The sequence below is a fragment of the Microbacterium sp. NPDC089696 genome (assembly GCF_044749125.1).
Taxonomy (GTDB): Bacteria; Actinomycetota; Actinomycetes; order Actinomycetales; family Microbacteriaceae; genus Microbacterium.
The window spans coordinates 180,808-202,815 of sequence record NZ_JBIVHF010000003.1 but is presented as its reverse complement, the minus strand read 5'-3'; the positions used below and the strand labels follow the sequence as shown (position 1 = coordinate 202,815).

General features: G+C 70.0%; 19 protein-coding genes. 6 read left to right on the top strand and 13 right to left on the bottom strand.

Features of this window, described 5'->3' with window-relative positions:
- The first annotated feature begins 1 nt into the window (after position 1).
- Positions 2 to 592, top strand: a complete 591-nt coding sequence (locus ACIPY8_RS17385) for a hypothetical protein (protein ID WP_400820891.1) — start codon at positions 2 to 4, stop codon at positions 590 to 592.
- Here ACIPY8_RS17385 and dxs read toward each other — a convergent pair.
- The 5 genes from dxs to dut form a co-directional block, all read right to left on the bottom strand.
- Positions 541 to 2,481 (bottom strand): 1-deoxy-D-xylulose-5-phosphate synthase, encoded by a 1,941-nt coding sequence (dxs, locus tag ACIPY8_RS17380; RefSeq protein WP_400820888.1) that lies wholly within the window; start codon positions 2,479 to 2,481, stop codon positions 541 to 543. The two genes, ACIPY8_RS17385 and dxs, sit on opposite strands and share 52 nt — an antisense overlap.
- 159 nt (positions 2,482 to 2,640) lie before the next feature.
- Entirely contained in the window at positions 2,641 to 5,523 is a 2,883-nt protein-coding gene (locus tag ACIPY8_RS17375) for an aconitate hydratase (RefSeq protein WP_400820886.1), read from the bottom strand.
- A gap of 108 nt (positions 5,524 to 5,631) precedes the next feature.
- Positions 5,632 to 6,378, bottom strand: a complete 747-nt coding sequence (locus tag ACIPY8_RS17370; RefSeq protein ID WP_400820884.1) for a DUF3159 domain-containing protein — start codon at positions 6,376 to 6,378, stop codon at positions 5,632 to 5,634.
- On the bottom strand, positions 6,375 to 6,953 hold the full coding sequence (locus ACIPY8_RS17365; RefSeq protein WP_400820881.1) for a DUF3710 domain-containing protein: 579 nt from the start codon (positions 6,951 to 6,953) through the stop codon (positions 6,375 to 6,377). The genes ACIPY8_RS17370 and ACIPY8_RS17365 overlap by 4 nt, the downstream gene beginning before the upstream one ends.
- Positions 6,946 to 7,419 (bottom strand): dUTP diphosphatase, encoded by a 474-nt coding sequence (gene dut / locus ACIPY8_RS17360; RefSeq protein ID WP_400820879.1) that lies wholly within the window; start codon positions 7,417 to 7,419, stop codon positions 6,946 to 6,948. The genes ACIPY8_RS17365 and dut overlap by 8 nt, the downstream gene beginning before the upstream one ends.
- Positions 7,420 to 7,431: 12 nt before the next feature.
- Between dut and ACIPY8_RS17355 the strand changes: the two genes are divergently transcribed.
- Entirely contained in the window at positions 7,432 to 7,896 is a 465-nt protein-coding gene (locus tag ACIPY8_RS17355; protein WP_400820876.1) for a DUF3093 domain-containing protein, read from the top strand.
- Positions 7,897 to 7,981: 85 nt separating this feature from the next.
- Here the strand turns inward: ACIPY8_RS17355 and ACIPY8_RS17350 are convergent, their stop codons facing one another.
- Positions 7,982 to 8,275 (bottom strand): DUF4193 domain-containing protein, encoded by a 294-nt coding sequence (locus tag ACIPY8_RS17350; protein WP_400820874.1) that lies wholly within the window; start codon positions 8,273 to 8,275, stop codon positions 7,982 to 7,984.
- Positions 8,276 to 8,471: 196 nt separating this feature from the next.
- Between ACIPY8_RS17350 and sepH the strand changes: the two genes are divergently transcribed.
- The gene (gene sepH, locus ACIPY8_RS17345; RefSeq protein ID WP_400820871.1) at positions 8,472 to 9,512 is read left to right on the top strand and encodes a septation protein SepH; all 1,041 of its coding nucleotides are present in this window, start codon (positions 8,472 to 8,474) and stop codon (positions 9,510 to 9,512) included.
- 20 nt (positions 9,513 to 9,532) lie between these two features.
- On the opposite strand, the gene ACIPY8_RS17340 is transcribed toward sepH, so the two are convergent.
- Complete coding sequence (locus tag ACIPY8_RS17340; RefSeq protein WP_400820869.1) at positions 9,533 to 10,654, bottom strand: alkaline phosphatase family protein; 1,122 nt, start codon at positions 10,652 to 10,654, stop codon at positions 9,533 to 9,535.
- A 59-nt stretch (positions 10,655 to 10,713) separates the two neighbouring features.
- On the opposite strand from ACIPY8_RS17340, the gene ACIPY8_RS17335 reads away from it, so the two are divergent.
- Both ACIPY8_RS17335 and ACIPY8_RS17330 read left to right on the top strand, forming a co-directional pair.
- Positions 10,714 to 13,155 carry a DNA topoisomerase (ATP-hydrolyzing) subunit A gene (locus tag ACIPY8_RS17335; RefSeq protein ID WP_400820867.1) on the top strand — a complete coding sequence of 814 codons (2,442 nt, stop codon included), beginning with the start codon at positions 10,714 to 10,716 and terminating at the stop codon, positions 13,153 to 13,155.
- On the top strand, positions 13,155 to 13,691 hold the full coding sequence (locus tag ACIPY8_RS17330) for an AAA family ATPase (RefSeq protein ID WP_400820865.1): 537 nt from the start codon (positions 13,155 to 13,157) through the stop codon (positions 13,689 to 13,691). Before ACIPY8_RS17335 ends, ACIPY8_RS17330 begins: the two co-directional genes overlap by 1 nt.
- A gap of 9 nt (positions 13,692 to 13,700) precedes the next feature.
- Here ACIPY8_RS17330 and ACIPY8_RS17325 read toward each other — a convergent pair whose 3' ends face one another.
- The 5 genes from ACIPY8_RS17325 to ACIPY8_RS17305 are packed head-to-tail and all read right to left on the bottom strand — an operon-like array spanning position 13,701 to position 18,648.
- Positions 13,701 to 14,606 (bottom strand): arginase family protein, encoded by a 906-nt coding sequence (locus tag ACIPY8_RS17325; protein ID WP_400820863.1) that lies wholly within the window; start codon positions 14,604 to 14,606, stop codon positions 13,701 to 13,703.
- Positions 14,607 to 14,643: 37 nt separating this feature from the next.
- Complete coding sequence (locus tag ACIPY8_RS17320; protein ID WP_400820860.1) at positions 14,644 to 15,576, bottom strand: 3-oxoacyl-ACP synthase III family protein; 933 nt, start codon at positions 15,574 to 15,576, stop codon at positions 14,644 to 14,646.
- The gene (locus ACIPY8_RS17315; RefSeq protein WP_400820857.1) at positions 15,573 to 16,865 is read right to left on the bottom strand and encodes a F390 synthetase-related protein; all 1,293 of its coding nucleotides are present in this window, start codon (positions 16,863 to 16,865) and stop codon (positions 15,573 to 15,575) included. The genes ACIPY8_RS17320 and ACIPY8_RS17315 overlap by 4 nt, the downstream gene beginning before the upstream one ends.
- On the bottom strand, positions 16,865 to 17,662 hold the full coding sequence (locus ACIPY8_RS17310) for an MBL fold metallo-hydrolase (protein ID WP_400820855.1): 798 nt from the start codon (positions 17,660 to 17,662) through the stop codon (positions 16,865 to 16,867). Before ACIPY8_RS17310 ends, ACIPY8_RS17315 begins: the two co-directional genes overlap by 1 nt.
- Positions 17,659 to 18,648, bottom strand: a complete 990-nt coding sequence (locus ACIPY8_RS17305; protein ID WP_400820852.1) for an NAD-dependent epimerase/dehydratase family protein — start codon at positions 18,646 to 18,648, stop codon at positions 17,659 to 17,661. The genes ACIPY8_RS17310 and ACIPY8_RS17305 overlap by 4 nt, the downstream gene beginning before the upstream one ends.
- A gap of 32 nt (positions 18,649 to 18,680) precedes the next feature.
- Here ACIPY8_RS17305 and ACIPY8_RS17300 point away from each other — a divergent pair, with 32 nt between their 5' ends.
- Complete coding sequence (locus ACIPY8_RS17300; protein WP_400820850.1) at positions 18,681 to 19,928, top strand: glycosyltransferase; 1,248 nt, start codon at positions 18,681 to 18,683, stop codon at positions 19,926 to 19,928.
- On the opposite strand, the gene ACIPY8_RS17295 is transcribed toward ACIPY8_RS17300, so the two are convergent.
- A complete protein-coding gene (locus ACIPY8_RS17295) occupies positions 19,882 to 21,996 on the bottom strand; it encodes a type IIA DNA topoisomerase subunit B (RefSeq protein WP_400820847.1) in 2,115 nt (704 codons plus the stop codon). The genes ACIPY8_RS17300 and ACIPY8_RS17295 overlap by 47 nt on opposite strands.
- Positions 21,997 to 22,008: the final 12 nt, after the last annotated feature.

The following is a 22,008-nucleotide window of genomic DNA, read 5'->3' as shown; positions in this document are numbered from 1 at the left end:
CATGACCGGAGAAGGGCGCGCACGCGGCGACCTGAGGGTCGATGCGGTGCGCACCGCCGAGCACCCGATGGCGTTCACCCGCGACGATCTCTGGCGAGGCGGACTGACCACCTGGGCACTGTTCGCCGGTCTCCTCCCCGTGTGCATCGGGGTGAACATGCTCGTCTACATCCGTGGGTCGGTGGTCCCGATCAGCGACACCGCGCTGCAGTTCCTCTTCCTGCTGTTCGTCGTCACCCTCTTCGCCGCTCTGATCGCACTCCTGCTCGTGCCGTTAGGGGTGCTGCTGGCGTGGCCCGTCGGACTCGCTCTGCGCGGCGTCCGCTCCCAGGCCGTGCACCTCGTCGCGTTCACACTGCTGGGAACGGCCGTCGCCGCGGTCTACCTCGCGTTCGCCGGGGCGTTCTCGGGGCTCACCGCCTTCGGCCCCGGGGAGCTGTTCCTGGTGACACCGGCGATCGCCGTCGCGGTCGCGACCCCGCTCGGGTGGTGGATCACGGCGCGGAACGCCGTCCGCCGCGACGCCCGATCCGTCCCTGATCAGCCGCGCTCGTGCAGCGGGAACTCGATCGCGCCGGTCTCACCGGACTGACGCGCCATCGGGATGCGGGTGCCGAGCACCTGCGCGACGACGTCCTGGGCGATCTTCGACGCCGTGAGACCGGCGTCCGCGAGGATCTGGTCACGCGATGCGTGGTCGATGAACTCGTCCGGCAGTCCCAGCTCGTCCACGGCGGTGTCGATCCCCGCTTCGCGGAGCACCTGACGCACGCGCGTGCCGACACCGCCGACACGGATGCCGTCCTCCAGCGTGATCACGAGACGGTGACGCGCCGCCAGCTCGACGATCGAGGGCTGCACGGGGATCGCCCAGCGCGGATCGATCACCGTCGCGCCGATGCCCTGTGCGCGAAGGCGTTCGGCGACGTCCACCGCGAGAGCCGCGAACGGACCGATGCCGACGATCAGGACGTCCTCGGTCTCACCGCGGGCCAGCACGTCCACGCCGTCGTGGAGGCGGTCGATCGCGGGCAGCTCCGGCGCGACGTCTCCCTTCGGGAAGCGGATCACCGTCGGAGCATCCTCAACGAGCACGGCCTCGTCGAGGGCCTCCTGCAGCCGCACGGCATCACGAGGGGCCGCGATCCGGATGTGCGGGACGATCTGCAGCATCGCGAGGTCCCACATGCCGTGGTGGCTCGGTCCGTCCGGACCGGTCACGCCGGCGCGGTCGAGCACGAAGGTGACTCCGGCGCGATGCAGCGCCACGTCCATGAGCACCTGATCGAACGCACGGTTCATGAACGTCGCGTACAGCGCGACCACGGGGTGCAGTCCGCCGAACGCGAGGCCGGCCGCCGAGGCCACCGCGTGCTGCTCGGCGATGCCGACGTCGTACACGCGGTCGGGGAAGCGCTCGGCGAAGGGGGCGAGGCCTGTGGGCCGGAGCATCGCCGCGGTCATGGCGATCACGTCGGAGCGACGCTCCCCCACCGAGACGAGCGCGTCGGAGAACACGTCGGTCCAGCCGCGGCCGCCCGACGACAGCGTCTCGCCGGTCGTGGGGTCGATGCGTCCGACGGCATGGAACTGATCGGCCTCGTCGTCGCGGGCGGGCTGGTATCCGCGCCCCTTCTCGGTGATCGCGTGCACGATCACCGGGGCGCCGAACGACTTCGCGAGTTCGAGCGTCTCGATCAGGGCGGGGAGATCGTGCCCGTCGACCGGACCGAGGTACTTGATGTCGAGATTGGAATACAGCGCCTCGTTGTTGGTGAAGCGCGACAGGAACCCGTGCGTGCCACCGCGCACCCCGCGGAACACGGCGCGCCCGACGGGGCCGAAGGCGCGGAAGAAGCGATCCGACTTCTGGTGCAGATCCTTGTACGCCGCGGCCGTGCGCACCCGGTTCAGGTAGCGCGACATGCCGCCGATGGTCGGCGCGTAGGAGCGCCCGTTGTCGTTGACGACGATGACGAGGTTGCGGTCGTTGTCGTCGGAGATGTTGTTGAGCGCCTCCCACGTCATGCCGCCGGTGAGGGCGCCGTCACCCACGACGGCGACGACGTGCCGGTCGGCGCGTCCCGTGGCGGTGAGGGCCCGGGACACGCCGTCGGCCCAGCTCAGCGAGCTCGACGCGTGCGAGGACTCGACGACGTCGTGCGCGCTCTCGCCGCGCTGCGGGTAGCCGGCCAGCCCGCCGCGCAGACGCAGCGACGAGAAGTCCTGACGCCCCGTGAGGAGCTTGTGCACGTACGACTGGTGTCCGGTGTCGAAGATGAACGGGTCATCGGGCGAGGAGAACACGCGGTGCAGAGCGATCGTGAGCTCGACGACGCCGAGGTTCGGGCCCAGGTGCCCGCCGGTGCGGGACACGTTCTCCACGAGGAATTCCCGGATCTCCCCGGCGAGCTCGACGAGCTGATCCTCAGACAGGGAGTCGAGGTCACGCGGTCCTGAGATGCTCCGAAGAATGGGCATCTGCACCTCCTGTGGGGCGTCGTCGGGTGCATCCGTCTCATGTCCGGATGCGTGATCGATCCTACCTCGCACAGGTGAGGAAGGGCCGGAGGGCGGATGCCCCTTGACACGCGGAGAGGGACCCGGTTCGGGAGAACCGGGTCCCTCTCGTCAGTGGATTCAGACCAGCGAACGCAGCACGTACTGCAGGATGCCGCCGTTGCGGTAGTAGTCCGCCTCACCGGGGGTGTCGATGCGCACGACCGCGTCGAACTCGACGGCCTGCTTGCCCTCCGGCGAGTTCTCGCTCGGGGTCGCGGTGACGTGCACGGTCTTCGGGGTCACGCCCTCGTTGAGCTCCTCGAGACCCGTGATCGAGACGACCTCGGCGCCGTCGAGACCCAGCGACTCCCAGCTCTCGCCCGCGGGGAACTGCAGCGGGACGACGCCCATGCCGATGAGGTTGGAGCGGTGGATGCGCTCGAAGCTCTCGGTGATGACCGCCTTGACGCCCAGCAGGCTCGTGCCCTTGGCCGCCCAGTCGCGCGACGAGCCGGAGCCGTACTCCTTGCCGCCGAAGATCACGAGCGGGGTGCCCTGCGCCTGGTAGTTCATGCTCGCGTCGTAGATGTACGACTGCGGGCCGCCGGGCTGCGTGAAGTCGCGCGTGTAGCCGCCCTCCACGACCTGGCCGTCGTTGACGGCCGAGACCATGACGTTCTTCAGACGGATGTTCGCGAACGTGCCGCGGATCATGACTTCGTGGTTGCCGCGGCGCGAGCCGAAGGAGTTGAAGTCCTTGCGGTCGACGCCGTGCTCCGTGAGGTACTGCGCGGCCGGCGTGCCGGGCTTGATGTTGCCGGCGGGCGAGATGTGGTCGGTGGTGACCGAGTCGCCGAGCGTCGCCATGACGCGCGCACCCTCGATGTCCTTCACCGGGGTGAGCTCCATCTTCATGCCGTCGAAGTAGGGCGCCTTGCGCACGTACGTCGAGTGCTCGTCCCACTGGAAGGTGTCGTCCTCCGGCGTGGGCAGGCTGCGCCAGCGCTCGTCGCCGTCGAAGACGGTCGCGTACTGCTTGATGAACTGCTCGCGAGAGATCGACGAGTCGACGATCTCCTGCACCTCGTCGGGCGTCGGCCAGATGTCCTTGAGGAACACGTCCTGACCGTCGGACCCCTGACCGAGCGCGTCGTTCTCGAAGTCGAAATGCATCGACCCGGCCAGCGCGTACGCGATCACGAGGGGCGGGCTCGCGAGGTAGTTCATCTTCACGTCGGGGCTGATGCGGCCCTCGAAGTTGCGGTTGCCCGAGAGCACCGCTGTGACGGCGAGGTCGTGCGAGTTGATCGCCTCGGAGACCTCTTCGATCAGCGGTCCGGAGTTTCCGATGCAGATCGTGCAGCCGTAGCCGACCGTGTAGAAGCCGAGGCCCTCGAGGTCCTTGTCGAGGCCGGACTTCTCGTAGTAGTCCGTGACGACCTTCGAGCCCGGGCCGAGCGTGGTCTTGACCCACGGCTTCTGCTTCAGGCCCTTCTCGAGCGCCTTGCGGGCCACGAGGCCGGCCGCGATCATGACCGAGGGGTTCGACGTGTTGGTGCACGACGTGATGGCCGCGAGCGTGACCGCGCCGTTGTCGAGGATGTACTTCTCCCCCGCGGGCGTGGTGACGGGCACCGGGTTCGAGGCGTTGACCGGCGCTCCGCTGTTGATGTGCACGGGGCGCGTGGTGCGCGGCTCCTCCTCGCCCGGGACGTTGCCGGGGTCGGACGCAGGGAACGAGTGCTTCGACTCGAGGTCGACGACGTCGTCCGAGGTCGAGGCGGTGGCGTAGTTCAGGATGTCCTGCTCGAACTGCGACTTGGCCTCGGAGAGGAGGATGCGGTCCTGCGGACGCTTCGGGCCGGCGATCGACGGCACGACCGTGCCGAGGTCGAGCTCGAGGTACTCGCTGAACACGGGCTCCTTCGAGGCGTCGTGCCAGAGCGTCTGCTCCTTGGCGTAGGCCTCGACGAGCGCGACGGCCTCCTCGCTGCGGCCGGTGAGGCGCAGGTAGTCGAGCGTGACGTCGTCGATGGGGAACATCGCGGCCGTGGAGCCGAACTCCGGCGACATGTTGCCGATGGTCGCGCGGTTCGCGAGCGGCACCGAGGCGACGCCCTCGCCGTAGAACTCGACGAACTTGCCGACCACGCCGTGCTGGCGCAGCATGTCGGTGATCGTGAGCACGACGTCGGTCGCGGTGACGCCGGCGGGGATCTCACCCGACAGCTTGAAGCCGACGACGCGCGGGATGAGCATCGACACGGGCTGGCCGAGCATCGCGGCCTCAGCCTCGATGCCGCCGACGCCCCAGCCGAGCACACCGAGGCCGTTGACCATGGTGGTGTGCGAGTCGGTGCCGACGCAGGTGTCGGGGTACGCGCGGAGCACGCCGTCGACGTTCCGGTCGTAGATGACCTTGGCCAGGTGCTCGATGTTCACCTGGTGCACGATGCCGGTCCCCGGCGGGACGACCTTGAAGTCGCTGAACGCCGTCTGGCCCCAGCGGAGGAACTGGTACCGCTCGCCGTTGCGCTCGTACTCGATCTCGACGTTGCGCTCGAGGGCGTTCTCGGAGCCGAAGAGGTCGGCGATGACCGAGTGGTCGATGACCATCTCGGCGGGAGAGAGCGGGTTGATCTTGTTCGCGTCGCCGCCGAGGGCCGTGACGGCCTCGCGCATGGTGGCGAGGTCGACGATGCAGGGCACGCCGGTGAAGTCCTGCATGACCACGCGCGCGGGCGTGAACTGGATCTCGGTGTTGGGCTCGGCTGCGGCATCCCACGATCCGAGGGCCTCGATCTGCGCCTTGGTGACGTTCGCGCCGTCCTCGGTGCGCAGCAGGTTCTCGAGGAGGACCTTGAGGCTGAAGGGGAGCTTGTCGAAACCGGGCACCGTGTCGATGCGGAAGATCTCGTAGTCGGTGCTGCCGACCGTCAGGGTGCTCTGGGCACCGAAGCTGTTCACCGTGGACACGAATCCGTCTCCTTCTATTCGGATGGGAGCGACAGGCGCCTCCATCTTGCTCGCCAGCGAGCCTCTGCGGCTAGCAAGGCAGACCTAACCAGTCTGCTCCGCTCGACCGCCGGGCGGAAGCCTGCAATTTATCTTGATGTCAAGATAAATCTATCACGACTTCGCGGGTGCTCCGGCATCCGGCGTGCGCGGATAGAGCGCGCGGACGACCAGCCAGGTGACGGCGATGAGCGGGGCGAAGAGCGGCAGCCCCATGATGAGCTTGAGCGTGCCGAGCACCGCGACCTCGTTCGCGAGATAGAGCGGGAGCTGCACGGCGAGTCGGGCGAAGAAGAGCGCGGCCCACGCGATCCCGAGCCACAGGAAGGCCCGGCGCTTGCGGCGATCCTGACGCCAGGCCGTGCCGTCCCCCATGAGGAAGCCGACGGCCAGGCCGATCAGCGACCAGCCGATCAGCGCCGAGACGAGCATGGCGGTGCCGTAGGCGGCGTTCGTGATGAGCCCGGGGACGAAGTTGTCGGCACCCCGGCCGGTGAACAGCGCGAGGGCCGCCGCGGCGGCAGCCGCGACGAGACCGCCGATCGCCGCGGACGGCGGAGACTTCTGGACGAGGCGCACGATCGTGAAGATCGCCGCGATGCCGACGGACACGCCGAGCGAGAGGATCAGCGGCTCCGGGCTGATCGTGAACAGGATCACGAACGCGAGACTCGGGAGCACCGATTCGAGGATGCCGCGCCATCCGCCCATGGCGGACCAGACGACCCTGTGGGTCGCGCCGCTCTCGGACGGGTCGAGCCCGGCGCGCCGGGCTGCTCCGCCGAGCGCAGCCCCCAGGATCTCGGAGGTGCTCTGCTCGCGCCCCGGCTCGGGCGACGGCGGCGTCAACGGGGTGCTCACGGCGTGGCGGGCATCTTGAGCGGGATGAGGTCGCGCGGAGGCATCGGGGCCCCACCGCGCACCACGACGATCGAGCGGAAGAGATCCTCCACCTTCGCGGCGGCGTCGAGGTCGGATGCCGCAGCCCCGCCGATCACGCCGCGCAGGAACCACCGCGGACCGTCGATGCCGATGAAGCGGGCGAGCCGCAGCTCGGAGCCCTCGCTCGCCGGCGCCGGCACCTCGGCGAGGAGCTCCTTGCCGAGAGGACCGTCGCGCTCCTCGACGCGGCCGCCCTGGGAGCGCACCTGGTCGCGCAGCTGCACGCGCGTCTCGTCCCACAGACCACCGGAGCGCGGCGCCGCGAACGGCTGCACCTGCAACGAGGAGTCCGCGTAGTCGAGGCCGACGGCGACGATGCGCTTGGTCTGCTCCTCGACCTCGAGGCGCAGGTTGAGACCCTCGCGCGGGAGGATCTTGATGCCGCCGAGGTCGATGTACGGCCGGACGGGGTTCGCCTCGGAGTCGTCGAACGGGCCGTCGGTGGCGCGGTTCTCGGGCGCGGCCTTGGAGGGGATCTCGCTGTTGTCAGTCATTGCTCTGTCCTGCCGGGTTCGTGTGGTGTCCTGCCTGGTAGCCGGTCGAACCGAAGCCACCCTCGCCGCGCACGCTCTCCGGCAGCTCCTCGACCGGGATGAACGTGGCACGCGTCACGGGCATGACGATCAGCTGCGCGATGCGGTCGCCGACGGCCACATCGTACGCGTTGCGGATGTCGGTGTTGATCAGACTCACCTTGATCTCGCCGCGGTAGCCGGCGTCGACCGTGCCGGGCGAGTTCACGATCGAGATGCCGTGCTTCGCCGCGAGACCGCTGCGCGGCACCACGAAGGCGGCGTAGCCGTCGGGCAGCGCGATGCGCACACCGGTCGCGACCAGAGCACGCTCCCCCGGGCCGAGATGCACGGCCTCCGCGGCGACCAGATCGGCACCGGCGTCGCCCGGGTGGGCGTATCCGGGAACGACAGACGCGATAATGGGGACATCAACGGAATCAGTCACCCCATGAGGCTAATGCAGAACACCGCACCCGAGACACGTGCCCGCTACCGCGAGCGGCTCTCGCCGAGCCTCTGGCTCCTCGTGACCGTCGCCCTCGCCGGCCCCATGGTCGCGCTGATCTTCGTCCCCGTCGGCTCGACCGTCGCCCTCGTCGTCGGCGCCGCCGTGTCGGCGCTGCTGGTGGTCGCCGCGATCGCACTGACGCCCGTGGTGTCCGTCGACGACGGCGAGCTCCGCGCGGGCCGCGCCCACATCGACGTCCGTCACCTCGGCGAACCGGTCGCACTCACGGGCGAGGACGCGCGCCAGGCACGAGGCCCCGGCCTGCCGGCGCGCGGCTGGCACCTGATCCGCGGCGGGATCGACGGCGTGGTGGTCGTGCCGAACACCGACCAGGACGACCCCGTCGACACGTGGACGATCTCGTCCCGCACGCCCGAGCGCCTCGCCGCCGCGATCCGTCACGCCCGGCGCTGACGGGAGGGACCGCGCCGCGGCATCCGGATACGACAACGCGCCCCTGACCGTGGTCCGGGGCGCGTACGTCTCGTTCGGGATGCGCTCAGGCAGCGCACTCCTTGCAGATGGGGCCGGAAGCCCCCTCGTGGTCGAGCTGCGAGCGGTGCTTCACCAGGAAGCAGCTCATGCACGTGAACTCGTCCTGCTGCGCGGGCAGCACGACGACATCGAGCTCGAGGTCGGACAGGTCGGCTCCGGGGAGGTCGAAGCTGGACGGGTTGTCCGCGTCCTCGTCTCCCGTGGAGCCGGAGTTCTTGTCCGGCACACGCTCCTTGAGGGCTTCGATCGACTCGGAGTCGTCTTCACTCTTGCGGGGAGCGTCGTAGTCGGTTGCCATATGGAGAATCTCCACTTTCATGCGAGTGGGTGGTGCGCCGTCGGGGTAATCGGCGGCCATAGTTTGCACGACCTCGGGTGAATAAGCAAATGCCCGTGGGCGCGACAGACCAAACTCACGGCGCGCCCAGAGTATTCCCGGTTCTGGAGGGTGCCGCGTGACACCATGAACGCACACCCATCAGAGGGGCATTCGCATGGAAAACGTCACCATCGTCGGCACAGAATCAGGAGTCCTCGTACTCGCGACCGAGTCGGGCGAGCGCTTCTCGCTGCCCATCGACGACGTGCTGCACCGTGAGATCCGTCGGGCGACGCGCCAGAGCGAGCCCTCCGCGCAACGACTCGCCGCGAGTCCCCGCGACATCCAGGCCCAGATCCGCGCCGGGCTCACCGCCGCGGAGGTCGCCGAGCTGCTCGGCATCGACGTCGACGACGTCATCCGCTTCGAAGGTCCCGTCCTCGCCGAGCGTGAGCACGTGATCGGACAGGCCCTCGCGGTCCCCGTGCTCATCGGCAGCGAGGTCGAGCCCGACGCGCAGCCCACCTTCGGCACCGCGATCCGCGCCAAGCTCGCCGACGTCCAGGCGACGGACGAGCGCTGGGCGAGCTGGAAGGAGGACCGCAGCTGGATCATCAAGCTCGAGTTCTCGGCGAACGAGGTCGACCACGATGCGCGCTGGAGCTTCGATCCTCGCCGCAGCGCGCTCTCCCCCCTCAACGCGGACGCGACGCAGCTCTCCCGCCAAGGCGCCCTCCCCGAAGGTCTGATCCCCCGACTGCGCGCCGTCGAGTCGGAGCGCACGACCTCGCCGTACAAGGACGACAGCCGCTTCGACTCCGGGGCCTTCGGTCCTCGCCTCGTCCCGTCACCGGAGGTCGAGACCGAGGAGATGGCGACCCCCGAGCGCTCCGGACCCGCGGTGCAGGACGCCGCGATCAAGCGCGCCCCCGAGTCGTCGAGCACGAGTCCGGAGACCGCCGACCTCCTCGAGGCGCTGCGCCGTCGCCGTGGTCAGCGGGAGACAGCCCCCCTGCTCGAGGAGACCGCGGACGACGTCGACAACGACCCGATCGCGCTGTTCGACGCCTTCGAGTCGCAGGAGCCCGAGGACGACGAGCCGGACGAGCAGCCGAGCGCGCCCGAGCCCGCGAACGACACCGGCACCCGTCGTCGCCGACGCAACGCCATGCCCTCGTGGGATGAGATCGTCTTCGGGGCACGCACCGACGAGTGACCGCGGAGCCCTGACCGCGATCAGCGCCCGAACGCGCCGAGGCGGATGAGGGGCACCTGACGCTCCTCGGGCGTGAGTCCTCCGTGCTGGCCGATCATGCCGCGGCCGCGCTGATCCGCTGCCGTCCCATCGTAGATCGCGCCGTTGCCGCGGGCCACGACGAGCACGTCGCCGATGCGCGCGGCCGCGGACTCGGTCACCGTCGGCCCGAACAGCCCCGCCGTGACCGCCTCGGCCCTCGTGCCGACGTCGGCGAGACCCTCTAGATCGCGACGCCAGCGGTCGGTGATCGTCGCGGCGTCGGCGTCGGGCTCCACGTACACGTGCAGCATGCGCGGCTCTCCGCCGACGTGGCGCACGCCCTCGAGGTGCTCGGCCTCCAGCACGACCTGACGATGGACGGGCACGTCGAGCATGCCGTGGTCCGAGGTGACGAGCACGCCGACCCCCGGCGGGACACGGAGGGCGAGTGCGGCGTCGATCTCCTCCAGCGCCGCGATCCACTGCGGGGAGTCGACACCGTGCTTGTGGCCGGCCTTGTCGACCTCGGGCAGGTAGCAGTAGACGAAGGCCCCGGGGTGTCGTGCGGCGAGGTCGTAGGCGGCCTCGACCCGCTCCGCCGGCGTCCGGGCGGCGACGAAGTCCGCGCCGCGCAGCGTCGCCCGCGTGAAGCCGCTGTGCGCGTAGGCGGCGACGCCCATCGCGAACGACGGGCGTCCGTCGGCACGCGCGCGTTCGAAGACGGTGGGCGCCGCCTGCCAGGTGAGCGGGTCGAGGCCATCCGACTCCCACCCCGTGAGCTGGTTCACCAGCACGTCCCGGGAGCGGTCCAGCACCCGGTATCCGACGAGGCCGTGCTCCCCTGGCCACGCGCCGGTGAGCAGACTCGTCAGGGCGGCTGCCGTCGTGGTCGGGAACACGGAATGCGCGACGTCCTTCTTCGCCATCGCGGCGGTCAGTGTGCGAGCGTGACCCGCGTGACCGCGCAGCGCGATCGCGCCGAGCCCGTCGACGAGTACGAGCACGACCGATTCCGCGGGCGGCAGCACGGCCGATTCGCCGCGCAGCGCGGCGAACAGGTCGTCCGCCACCCCGACGACGCTCCGAGCTGCGGGAGACTCGGGCGGTAGCATGAGGGACATCCGAGCCAGTCTGACACAGGCGTCGGTCCCCCCTCTGCCTCGCACCATCCAGGATGCCCATGCCGAAGACCCCGCCGCCCGAGCTCGTACCGGAGAGAATCCAGGACATCGACCTCGAGAGCGAGATGCAGGGCTCGTTCCTCGAGTACGCGTACTCCGTGATCTACTCCCGGGCCCTCCCCGACGCCCGCGACGGGCTCAAGCCCGTGCAGCGACGCATCCTCTTCCAGATGGCCGAGATGGGCCTGCGCCCCGACCGCGGACACGTGAAGAGCGCGCGCGTGGTCGGCGAGGTCATGGGAAAGCTCCACCCGCACGGCGACTCGGCGATCTACGACGCACTCGTGCGTCTGGCCCAGGACTGGGCGCTCCGCGTGCCGCTCGTCGACGGCCACGGCAACTTCGGCTCGCTCGACGACGGCCCCGCCGCCGCCCGCTACACCGAGGCGCGGCTCGCCTCACCGGCGATGGCGCTCACGGAGAACCTCGACGAGGACGTCGTCGACTTCATCCCCAACTACGACGGGCAGTTCCAGCAGCCCGCCGTGCTCCCGGCCGCGTTCCCGAACCTCCTGGTCAACGGCGCGAGCGGCATCGCCGTCGGCATGGCGACCAACATGGCGCCGCACAATCTGATCGAGGTGGTCGCGGCGGCGACCCACCTGCTCGAGAACCCGGACGCCACGACCGAGGACCTCATGGAGTACGTGCCCGGCCCGGACTTCCCGTCCGGCGGCATCCTGATGGGTCTCGACGGAGTCAAGGACGCCTACACCAACGGGCGCGGAGCGCTCAAGGTGCGGGGCAAGGTCTCGGTGGAGCCCCTGGGACCGCGGCGTACCGGCATCATCGTGTCCGAACTGCCGTACATGGTCGGGCCCGAGAGGCTGATCGAGAAGATCCGCGACGCCGTGCAGTCGAAGAAGCTGCAGGGCATCAGCGACGTCACCGACCTCACCGACCGCAATCACGGCCTGCGTGTGGCGATCGGCATCAAGACGGGCTTCGACCCCAACGCGGTGCTCGACCAGCTCTATCGGCTCACGCCGCTCGAGGACTCCTTCAGCATCAACAACGTCGCCCTCGTCGACGGACAGCCGCGCACGCTCGGCCTCAAGGAGATGCTCCGCGTCTACGTCGGTCACCGCCTCGAGGTCATCACCCGCCGGAGCCGGTACCGCCTCGCTCGACGCGAAGAGCGCCTGCACCTCGTGGAGGGCCTGCTCATCGCGATCCTCGACATCGACGAGGTCATCCAGGTCATCCGTTCGTCCGACGACTCCGAGGCGGCGCGCACCCGGCTGCGAGCGGTGTTCGACCTCAGCGAGCCGCAGGCCGAGTACATCCTCGAGCTCCGTCTGCGTCGCCTCACCAAGTTCTCGCGGCTCGAGCTCGAGACCGAGCGTGACGCCCTGCGGGCCGAGATCGCGGCGCTGCAGGAGATGCTCGGCAGCGAGGCCCTCCTGCGTGCGGCCGTCGCGAAGGAGCTGGACGCCGCGGCCGACGCGTACGGGACGCCCCGGCGCACGCTGCTCATGAACGCCGCACCGCCGAAGCCCCGTGCCACCAAGGGCGCCGTGGATCTGCAGATCGCCGACGCCCCGACCGTTCTCGCGCTGTCCACGACGGGCCGCACCGTGCGCGTCGACCTCGGCGAGGGGCAGGAGCTCACGACGCCTGCGCGCCGCAGCAAGCACGACGCGATCCTGGCCACGGTCGAGACGACGGTCCGCGCCGAGCTCGGTGCCCTGACGTCGGAGGGGCGCGTGCTGCGCTTCTCCCCCGTCGACCTGCCGTCCGTGCCGTCGTCCTCCGTGCAGCTCGCCGCCGGCACCCCGCTGCGCGACTACCTCGGCGTCACCGCCAAGGGCGAGCGGATCCTCGGCTTCGTGCGCTTCGACAGTGACGTCCCGATCGCTCTCGGCACGGCTCAGGGCACGGTCAAGCGCTTCGTGCCGTCGGCTCTCCCCGTGCGCCCGGACATCGAGGTCATCGGCATGAAGCCCGGCGACCGCGTCGTCGGCGCCGCCGAGGCCGCGGACGACGCCGAGCTCGTGTTCCTCACGACGGATGCGCAGCTGTTGCACTTCTCGGCGTCGACGGTGCGACCGCAGGGCGCGGCGGCGGGCGGTATGGCCGGTATCAAGCTCGGCTCCGGCGCCTCCGTGCTGTTCTTCGGAGCGGTCGCCCCGGGCGCGGACGCCGTGGTCGCCACGGTCTCCGGCGCCGAGAGCGTGCTCCCCGGCACCGATCCGGGCCGTGCCAAGGTCTCCTCGTTCGCCGAGTACCCCGGAAAGGGCCGCGCGACCGGTGGAGTGCGCGCGCACTCCTTCCTGAAGGGCGAGGACCGGCTCACGGTCGCCTGGGTCGGCCAGGGCCCGGCACAGGCCGTGGATCCGACGGGCGCAGTCCGCAAGCTCCCCGACGCGGGCGCTCGCCGCGACGCCTCGGGTCAGCCCGTCGACGGCGTGATCGGCAGCATCGGGCGCACGCTCGCCTGATGTCCCCCGTGACCACGATCGTGTCCGGCCTGCCGGGCGTCGGCAAGACCACGGTGGCTCGCGCGCTGGCCGGCTCGGTGCCCCGGGGCGTCCTGCTCGATTCGGATGCCGTGGGTGAGGGCTTCATTGTCTCGGGCCTCGTCCTGCCCGGCGGAACACCCGCACCGGAATCCGAGCGTCAACTGTCACTTCGGCGCCGGAACCTGTGCGTGCTCGCCGCCAACTTCGCCGCTGAGGGCTTCGAGGTGTTCATCTCCGACGTGGTCCTCTGGCCCGCGCTGCTCGCGTCGTACCGCGCCGCGATCCCGGGCGAGCTGCGATTCGTGCTGTTGACCGCCGGCGAATCGACGATCGCTGCCAGGGACTCCGCGCGCGACAAGCAGGTCGCCGATGCCTGGTCGCATCTGCGCGCAGATCAGGATGCGTGGAACTCGCCGGGTCTGAGACTGGACACAAGCGAACTCACGGTTGACGCGACGATCGATGCGGTGCAACGCGGCAAATCCGACTCACGGTTGCCGTCGTCCTTGGTCTGACGCCGGGCCTCAGCGTGCGTACTCGACTCCGAGGTGTCGCAGACCGGTCGCGATGATCTCGGAGACGGTACGTGCGTGCGTTCCTGTGGGGTCGAGGTCGGGATCGAACACCGTGACGGAGGCGCCCCACGCGCGCGGCGCGAGCTCGCTCAACAGCCGGGTGAGCTCGACCGGCGAGAGCCCGCCGGGATCGGGACTGTCGACCGCGGGCATGTGCTCGGGGTCGAGCACATCGACGTCGACCTGCAACCAGAACCCGCGCTCCAGTCCCGGCGTCGAGAGTACATCGGCGGCGGCGCGCGCTGCCCCGTGCAGCACGATCCGATCGGCCGGGATCGTGAGCGCGACGGTCTCGGTGACCTCGTCGAGGTGCTCGTCGTCGCGTCGGCATCCGATGTGCGCCGTGGCCGTGGCGTCGAAGTACGGGCCGAGACCGTCGATGTCGCTGACCTCGGGCAAGTGCCGTCCGAGCGCCACCGCGAGGTCCTCTCCCGCGAGTGCGCCGATCGAGGAGCTGTTGCCCGGATGCCGGAAGTCGGTGTGCCCGTCGACGTGGACCAGGCCGCCGCGCTCGGTGACGCGCGAGGCGAGGCCCGCGGCGATCACGAGGCTGCAGTCCCCGCCCAGCACGAGGGGCGCCTCACCGCGGCGTCGGATGTCGACGAGCCGTGCGGCGAGCCGTCGCGCATGATCCACGACCGCGTCCTGGTTCCGCACGGTCAGCGGTCCGCGCGAGGGATTATCGACGTATCGGCCGGGCAGCACGACTCCGGCGTCCCGCGCGCCATCCGACTGGAGCGCCGCGTGCAGACCGGCCTCGCGGAGCGCCTCCGGCGCCTTGGCCGTGCCGGGAACGGAGCCGGGTTCCGGCGGACGCAACCCGAGATTGGTCGGCGCCGAGACGATCGCGATCATCGCCCCATCCTCGCAGTGCGCCTCCGGGGCCGTGGGATCACAGGCGGAGCGCGAGGACATTGGCCGTGAGACCCGCGGCCGTCCCGCACAGGATCACGGTGTCACCCCGCCCGACTCGGCCGGCGTCCAGCGCCCGCGCGAGCATGAAGGGCACCGACGCGGAGACCATGTTGCCGAAGTCCCGCACCTCGTCGATACGGCGGTCCGCGGGCACTCCGAGGCGGTCGAGCATCGGCCCGAGCGCGGCGGACGCCTGATGCGGCACCCAGAGGGCGACGTCGTCGGGTGAGACGCCCGAGGACTCGTGGAACGCGTCGAAGAACTCCGGGAGCACGCGCATCATCCCGAGCAATGCGCGCCGACCGTCCATGTCGAACAGGTAGTCGGCCGGGTCGGCCTCGGCGTACGCCTGCGCGGGTGAGCCGGACAGCCCACCGCGGATCTCGGTGTCGTGCGCGTAGGCCGGCCAGGTGCGCTGCGCGCTCGCGATCACGCCGCGCTCAGGATCGGTGGTGCGGCGCAGCACAACCGCGGCACCCGCGTCGCTGAACAGCTCGAAGCTCTCGCGCTGCGCGGGGTTCAGGAATCGCGAGCCGACGTCGCCCGACACCACGAGGATCGTGTCGTGATCGCCGGCGTCGAGGTACCGGGACGCGACGTCCAGAGCCGTGATGAAGCTCGTGCACGTCGAGTTCACGTCGAAGGCCGCTGCGTGCCCGCGCAGGGTCAGACGTTCGAGCACGAGGGCCGCGGTGCACGGGATCGGCTGGATGCCGGCGGCCGAGGCACCCAGCACGAGGTCGAGCTCCTCCGGGACGACGCCGGCGTGTGCGAGCGCCCGCTCTGCGGCATCCACCAGCATGTCCAGGTGGGAGACATCGTCGGCGATCCGGTGCCGCGTCTCCGCGCCGAAGCGCACGGTGCGCTCGGGCAGAGACGTGCCCCATCCCGCGATCTCGCAGTTCCTCATGACTGTCCGTCCCCCCAGGCGCGCACCACACGGCGCAGTTTCACCGATCCGTCGTGAGCGTACGGCACGAACACGACCTCGGGGCGCTCGCACGACAGCCTGTCGGCGAGACGGTGCAGCTCCGCCTCGACGCTGAGCGTCGATCGATCGTCGATGACGTCGAGCGCGACCTCGATCCGCGATTCCCCCGTCTGGGCGACGCGGTACTCGTCGAAGCCCTCCGCGAACAGCAGGGCCCGCGACACGAGGTCGGCGAACACCGGGATGCTGCGCCCGTCGTGTCCCCGGAGATGAAGAGTGTCGCCCTCGCGCCCCTCGATCCGGTCGAGAGCCGTGAGCGCGCTGCCGCACTCGCACGGTTCGGCGCGCAGCCGCAGCACATCGCCGAGGCGGTAGCGGATGATCGGCTGAGCTCGCCGCCGCAGGTCGGTCACGATGGGCACGAACCTGCGTGCGTCGAGCATCTCCCGCTCGATCAGGACGGAATCCTCGTTGAGGTGCAGCACACCGCGCTCGCAGGTGTGCCCGAGGAACCCCTCGGTGCACTGATAGAGCTGGTGCAGCACGGACTGTCCGAGAGACGCAGCGATGCGCTGTTCGTCGGCCACCTCCAGCACCTCCGCCACGGAGTACACCTTCTGCGGCACGACGTCGAAGGCGCCGGAATCCGCTGCCCTCGCGATAGGCCGCAGGACCGAGGGCGGGGCGACGAGAATCGTCGGCGCGTAGTCGCGCAGCCGGGCGATGTTCTCGTCCATGTCGGCGTACACGTCGAAGTAGCGGAACGACACGGCTCGGGACCCCACCGACTCGTACAGGCTGTTGTCAGCCCGCAGGAACAGCGCGATCCGGTGACCGAGCGCACGCCCGCGAGGCAGCGTGCGCGCCAGGACCGCGCCGACCCAGGCATCCCGCTCGGCACCGCCCACGACGAAGAGGCCGCGGTGTCCGCTCGTACCGCTCGAGAGCCCGACGGAGAGGTCGCCGAGGTCGGCGTCGAACTCGCGTGCGCGCTCGTTCGCCATCGCGAGCGCGAGAGCGTCGTCACGCCGCACCCCTGCGGTGTTCATCTCGTCGAAGTGGGCCATCATCGCGGTCTTGTCCATGAGCGGAAGGTCGTCGAACGATGTGGAGGCGAGCAGAGCGCGGAAGTACGGGGATCGACGCCGCAGGAAGCGCAGATGCGCCTGGAGCAACCGTCGTTGGCGTCGCTCGACAGCGGGTCGCGTGCGCAGCGGGCGCAGCCACCGCACAGCGGCGAACTCGCGAAGGATGCGGAGCGTCGACATCAAGTCAGCAGCTCCTTCGCGCCGAGCGGATCATGGCTGCACACCACGCGGATGCCGGCATCGGCGATCGCGCGAAGGGTGCGCGCCGTGTCGGCGTAGGCCTCGGCGTCGAACTGCACTGCGCGCGGTATCGCGCGCAGCCGTGGGGCGGCGTCGAGCAGGTCGCTCCCCCATGCGGCGTCGCCCGCGAGCAGGACGCGACCATCGACGAGCGCGCCGATGTGACCGTCGGCGTGCCCGGGCAGAGCGAGGATCACGTAGGAGCCGTCTCCGAAGAGATCGACCGCGGGTAGGGAGACACCGGCGATCTCACGGGGCTGGAACTCGGCATCCCCGAGCACTCGGCGCCGCGCCTGCGGGAACCAGTCCGGCAGCAGACCGGGCAGCACGCCGTCGCGCAGACGCGAACCGACCAGCGTGCGCTCGACTCCGTCCGTCAGCACGAACGTCGCATTCGAGAACCGACTCACCCCGCCGATATGGTCGGGATGCAGGTGCGAGAGCACCACCTGCGTCACCGACTCGGGCCCGACGCCGTCGTCGCGCAGCTGACGGGCGATGTCGTCGGCATCCTCGACCGTGGGCGGCAGCAGTCGCCGGTACACCGCTCCTCGCCATCCGGTGCGCCACTCCCCCGTCGCATACCCGGTGTCGAAGAGCACCCGGCGGTCGCCGTCACCGTCGTACAGGAACACCCCGGAGGGGAACGACCGCACCTCGCGCGATCCGCCGTGGAACAGCGCGCCGACGTCGTGGGTCGTGCTGCCGCACACGTAGTGGCGCAGCCGCCCGGTCATGATCGAGCCTTCAAGTCGGCGGCGACATCTGCGAGCGCCTCGTCGAGCGAGACTTCAGGGCCATAACCGAGCTCATCCTTCGCCCGTGTGATGTCGAGCGTCTGCGAGAACGCGATCGTGCTGAGCGTGTACCGCGTGAACGACGGCTCCGGCCGCCCCGGCAGCACCCGGTGGACGCCTTCGAGCGTCGCTGCGGCCGCCCACGCCAGGCGGCGGTTCAGAGGGCGGAGGCGCGGCGTCTCGCCCAGGAGGCCGAGCAGTTGCACGAGCAGGTCGCGGAACTCGCGGGGATCGTCGTTCGTGATGTTGTACACGCCGCCGCGCGCGTCGCCCCGGGTGAGGGAGAGCCGCAGCGCGCTCGCGACGTTCTGCACCGCCGTGACATCGATGAGAGTGCGACCTCCGTCGAAGACGGGCACCCCGAGTCGAGCGTGCACGTCGAGGAGGCGCGGCACGAGGCTCGGGTCGCCGACGCCGATGAGCCCGCGCGGCCGCACGATCACCAGTTCGTCCACGTCCCCCGCGCGGTGAGCATCCTGCAGCAGGGCCTCCGCCGCGATCTTCGAGCGGATGTAACCGTTGAGCCTGTTCCGTGGATCGACCTCGTTCTCACGGATCTGCTCGTGGTCGCGTGCGGCCGCGTACACGCTCGGCGACGAGACGTGGACGAGGCGTCGCACCCGGTTGCGACGCACGAACTCCACCACGTCGGCCGTGCCCTGCACATTCGCCTCGTGGAACGCCCGCCAGGGGCCCCACGGCGTCGACAGCGCGGCGCAGTGGATCACGGCGTCGACCTCGAGGTCGCGAGGCCGCAGCGAGGCCAGGTCGCCAGGGATGCGATGGGCCGCGTCGGCGACGGACGCGAGGGCGTCGACGCGCCGCCCCGCAGCGAAGACCTCGTGCCCGTGCTCCTGCAGGTCGCGCGCGACGTGGCCGCCGAGGAATCCGCTCGCCCCCGTCACCAGTACACGGGCTCCGGACATGGTCATCACCCTAGCCGCCCTATGGTGGTCGGGTGCGCATCGCGATGGTCACCGACTACTACCTGCCGACGCTCGGCGGCGTGCAGACCGTCGTCAAAGCCCACCGAGAGATGCTGGAGGCCGCAGGGCACGAGGTCGTGGTGTGCACGCCGCTGGCGGCACCGAGCACGGACCCGCAGATCATACGTCTGCCCACGGCTCGCGGCTTCGCCCCGGACGACTACCCGTTCACCTGGACGCCCGGAGCCGCCGCCCGCGCGCTCACGGCGGCACTCGCCGGCCTGCGCGTCGACGTCGTGCACGTGCACACCGAGATGTTCGCCGCGCTCGCCGGGTACGAGGCCGCGCAGGCGCTGGACCTCCCCGTCGTGCAGACCATGCACGGCCGCATCGACGTGTACACGCGCGCGGTCCTGCCGGTGCCGTCGATCACGACCGTGCTCCTCGCGGCGCTGCACCGACGCCGGATGCCGCATGACCGCGCGAGGCTCGATGCCTCGACGCCGTACACGCGGACCCGCACCGCTCGACGGATGTGGCGACTCATGGTGAGCCAGGCCAATCACGCCGACCACGTGATCGTTCCCTCGTCGCACTTCGCGCAGAAGCTCCTCGCACAGGGCGTCACCACTCCGCTCACGGTGCTGTCGAACGGGATCGAGGCGTCGGTGCTCGACGCCGTGGGCTCCCCGGCGGCGCGACGCGTCGAGTCGGGCGACGAGCTGCGGGTGTTGTGGTGCGGCCGGCTCTCGCCCGAGAAGCGTCCCGAGGTCTTCGCCGAAGCCGTGCGCCGCACTCCCGGCATCCGGGCTGACATGGTCGGCGACGGAGTGTCGAGGGCTGTGGTGGCTCGACACGCGCGCCGCGTCGGCGATGGGCGTCTCGTCGTGCACGGAGGCGTCTCGCAGTGGCAGGTCCTGGAGGCCATGCGAGAGGCGCACGTGCTCGTATCGAGCTCTCTCGACTTCGACAACCAGCCCATGGTGATCCTCGAGGCGATCGCGAGCGGGCTCCCGGTCATCGTGACCGACCCCGACCTCGCCGAGACCGTCCCGCACGGGGCGGGTTGCGTGACGGGCTCACCGGATGCCGAGGGCCTCGCCAGCGCACTCGCCGCCCTGCGCGATGACCCCGAGCGCGTGACACGGATGAGCGCGGCGGCGATCGCCGGACGCGACCGCATCGCGCAGTCCACGCACGGTGAGGCGCTGCTCGACGTCTATCGGGCGGCGATCACGCGTCGATCGACTCGCGGGACAGCCGGTCCGACGAGTCGATGATGAACTCGCGGCGCGGAGCGACCTCGTTGCCCATCAGCAGCTCGAACACGCGCCCGGCTGCCTCGGCATCCTCCATGCGCACGCGCCGCAGCAATCGCCCGCCGCGATCCATGGTCGTCGAGGCCAGCTGCTCGGCGTCCATCTCGCCGAGACCCTTGTACCGCTGGATCGGCTCGTGCCACCTCTTGCCGGCCTTGCGGAGCTTGGCGAGCAGCGCGTGCATCTCCTGCTCGCTGTAGGTGTAGATCGTCTCGTTGGGCTTCGAGCCCGGATTGATCACGATCACGCGGTGCAGCGGCGGCACGGCCGCGAAGACGCGCCCGTGCTCGATGAGCGGCCGCATGTAGCGGTAGAAGAGCGTGAGCAGCAGCGTGCGGATGTGCGCGCCGTCGACGTCGGCGTCGCTCATGAGGATGATCTTGCCGTAGCGCGCGGCGTCGATGTCGAAGCTGCGGCCCGATCCCGCACCGATCACCTGGATGATCGAGGCGCATTCGGTGTTGGAGAGCATGTCTCCCACCGAGGCCTTCTGCACGTTGAGGATCTTGCCGCGGATCGGGAGCAGTGCCTGGAACTCGCTGTTGCGCGCGTTCTTGGCCGTGCCGAGCGCCGAATCGCCCTCGACGATGAACAGTTCGCTGCGCTCGACCTCGTTCGTGCGACAGTCGACGAGCTTGGTCGGGAGCGTCGAGGACTCGAGCGCGTTCTTGCGGCGCTGGGTCTCCTTGTGCGCGCGAGCCGAGACGCGAGCCTTCATCTCGGCGACGATCTTGTCGAGCAGCTGGGTCGCCTGGCTCTTGTCGTCGCGCTTGGTCGAGGAGAAGCGGGCGGCGAGGTCCTTGCGGATCACCTGCGCCACGATCTGGCGCACGGCCGGGGTGCCGAGCACCTCCTTCGTCTGCCCTTCGAACTGCGGCTCCGGCACGTTCACGGTGAGCACCGCGGTGAGCCCGGCGAGCACGTCGTCCTTCTCCAGCTTGTCGTTCGCCCCGACCTTGAGGCGGCGGGCGTTCTGCTCCACCTGCGCGCGCAGTACCTTGAGCAGCTCCTGCTCGAAGCCCTGCTGGTGCGTGCCGCCCTTGGGGGTCGAGATGATGTTGACGAACGAGCGGCTGATCGTGTCGTATCCGGTACCCCAGCGCATCGCGATGTCGACGGCGCACACGCGCTCGACCTCGGTCGCGACCATGTGCCCGTCGGCCTGCAGCACGGGGACGGTCTCCTTGAAGGTGCCTTCTCCCTGGATGCGCCAGGTGTCGGTCACCGGGGCGTCTGTCGCCAGGAACTCGACGAACTCCGAGATGCCCCCCTCATACAGGTACGAGGTCTCGTTCACCGCCGTCTCGGCGACGCCCTCGCCGTCGGGCGCAGCGGCGGCTCGCGCGTCGCGGACGACGATCTCGAGTCCGGGGACGAGGAACGCGGTCTGGCGAGCTCGTGTCTCGAGCTCGCCGAGCTGGAACGCGGCGTCCTTCGTGAAGATCTGGCGGTCGGCCCAATAGCGCACCCGGGTCCCGGTGACACCGCGCGCCGTCTTGCCGATGACACGGAGCTCGCTCTTCTGCTCGAACGGCGTGAACGGGGCGTCGGGGCGCTTCTCGCCCGTGTCCGCGAAGACGCCGGGCTCGCCGCGGTGGAACGACATCGCGTAGGTCTTGCCCCCGCGGTCCACCTCGACGTCGAGACGCTCCGACAGAGCGTTCACGACCGAGGCGCCGACGCCGTGCAGACCGCCGGAGGCCGCGTAGGAGCCGCCGCCGAACTTCCCGCCGGCGTGGAGCTTGGTGTAGACGACCTCGACGCCGGTGAGCCCCGTGCGCGGTTCGACGTCGACGGGGATGCCGCGACCCTTGTCGTGCACCTCGACGCTGCCGTCGTCGTGCAGGATCACGTCGATCTTGGATCCGTTGCCGGCGACGGCCTCGTCCACGGCGTTGTCGATGATCTCCCAGAGGCAGTGCATCAGGCCCGGGGAGCCGTTCGACCCGATGTACATGCCAGGGCGCTTGCGGACGGCTTCGAGGCCTTCGAGCACCTGGAGATGATGGGCGGAATACTCGGCGGTCACAATCTCCGATTC

Excerpts from the sequence above, each read along its gene's own strand:
- ACIPY8_RS17385 (WP_400820891.1), top strand. The coding sequence starts at position 2 with ATGACCGGAGAAGGGCGCGCACGCGGCGACCTGAGGGTCGATGCGGTG.
- dxs (WP_400820888.1), bottom strand. The coding sequence starts at position 2,481 with ATGCCCATTCTTCGGAGCATCTCAGGACCGCGTGACCTCGACTCCCTG.
- ACIPY8_RS17375 (WP_400820886.1), bottom strand. The coding sequence starts at position 5,523 with ATGGAGGCGCCTGTCGCTCCCATCCGAATAGAAGGAGACGGATTCGTG.
- ACIPY8_RS17365 (WP_400820881.1), bottom strand. The coding sequence starts at position 6,953 with ATGACTGACAACAGCGAGATCCCCTCCAAGGCCGCGCCCGAGAACCGC.
- ACIPY8_RS17355 (WP_400820876.1), top strand. The coding sequence starts at position 7,432 with ATGCAGAACACCGCACCCGAGACACGTGCCCGCTACCGCGAGCGGCTC.
- ACIPY8_RS17350 (WP_400820874.1), bottom strand. The coding sequence starts at position 8,275 with ATGGCAACCGACTACGACGCTCCCCGCAAGAGTGAAGACGACTCCGAG.
- sepH (WP_400820871.1), top strand. The coding sequence starts at position 8,472 with ATGGAAAACGTCACCATCGTCGGCACAGAATCAGGAGTCCTCGTACTC.
- ACIPY8_RS17340 (WP_400820869.1), bottom strand. The coding sequence starts at position 10,654 with ATGTCCCTCATGCTACCGCCCGAGTCTCCCGCAGCTCGGAGCGTCGTC.
- ACIPY8_RS17335 (WP_400820867.1), top strand. The coding sequence starts at position 10,714 with ATGCCGAAGACCCCGCCGCCCGAGCTCGTACCGGAGAGAATCCAGGAC.
- ACIPY8_RS17330 (WP_400820865.1), top strand. The coding sequence starts at position 13,155 with ATGTCCCCCGTGACCACGATCGTGTCCGGCCTGCCGGGCGTCGGCAAG.
- ACIPY8_RS17325 (WP_400820863.1), bottom strand. The coding sequence starts at position 14,606 with ATGATCGCGATCGTCTCGGCGCCGACCAATCTCGGGTTGCGTCCGCCG.
- ACIPY8_RS17320 (WP_400820860.1), bottom strand. The coding sequence starts at position 15,576 with ATGAGGAACTGCGAGATCGCGGGATGGGGCACGTCTCTGCCCGAGCGC.
- ACIPY8_RS17315 (WP_400820857.1), bottom strand. The coding sequence starts at position 16,865 with ATGTCGACGCTCCGCATCCTTCGCGAGTTCGCCGCTGTGCGGTGGCTG.
- ACIPY8_RS17310 (WP_400820855.1), bottom strand. The coding sequence starts at position 17,662 with ATGACCGGGCGGCTGCGCCACTACGTGTGCGGCAGCACGACCCACGAC.
- ACIPY8_RS17305 (WP_400820852.1), bottom strand. The coding sequence starts at position 18,648 with ATGTCCGGAGCCCGTGTACTGGTGACGGGGGCGAGCGGATTCCTCGGC.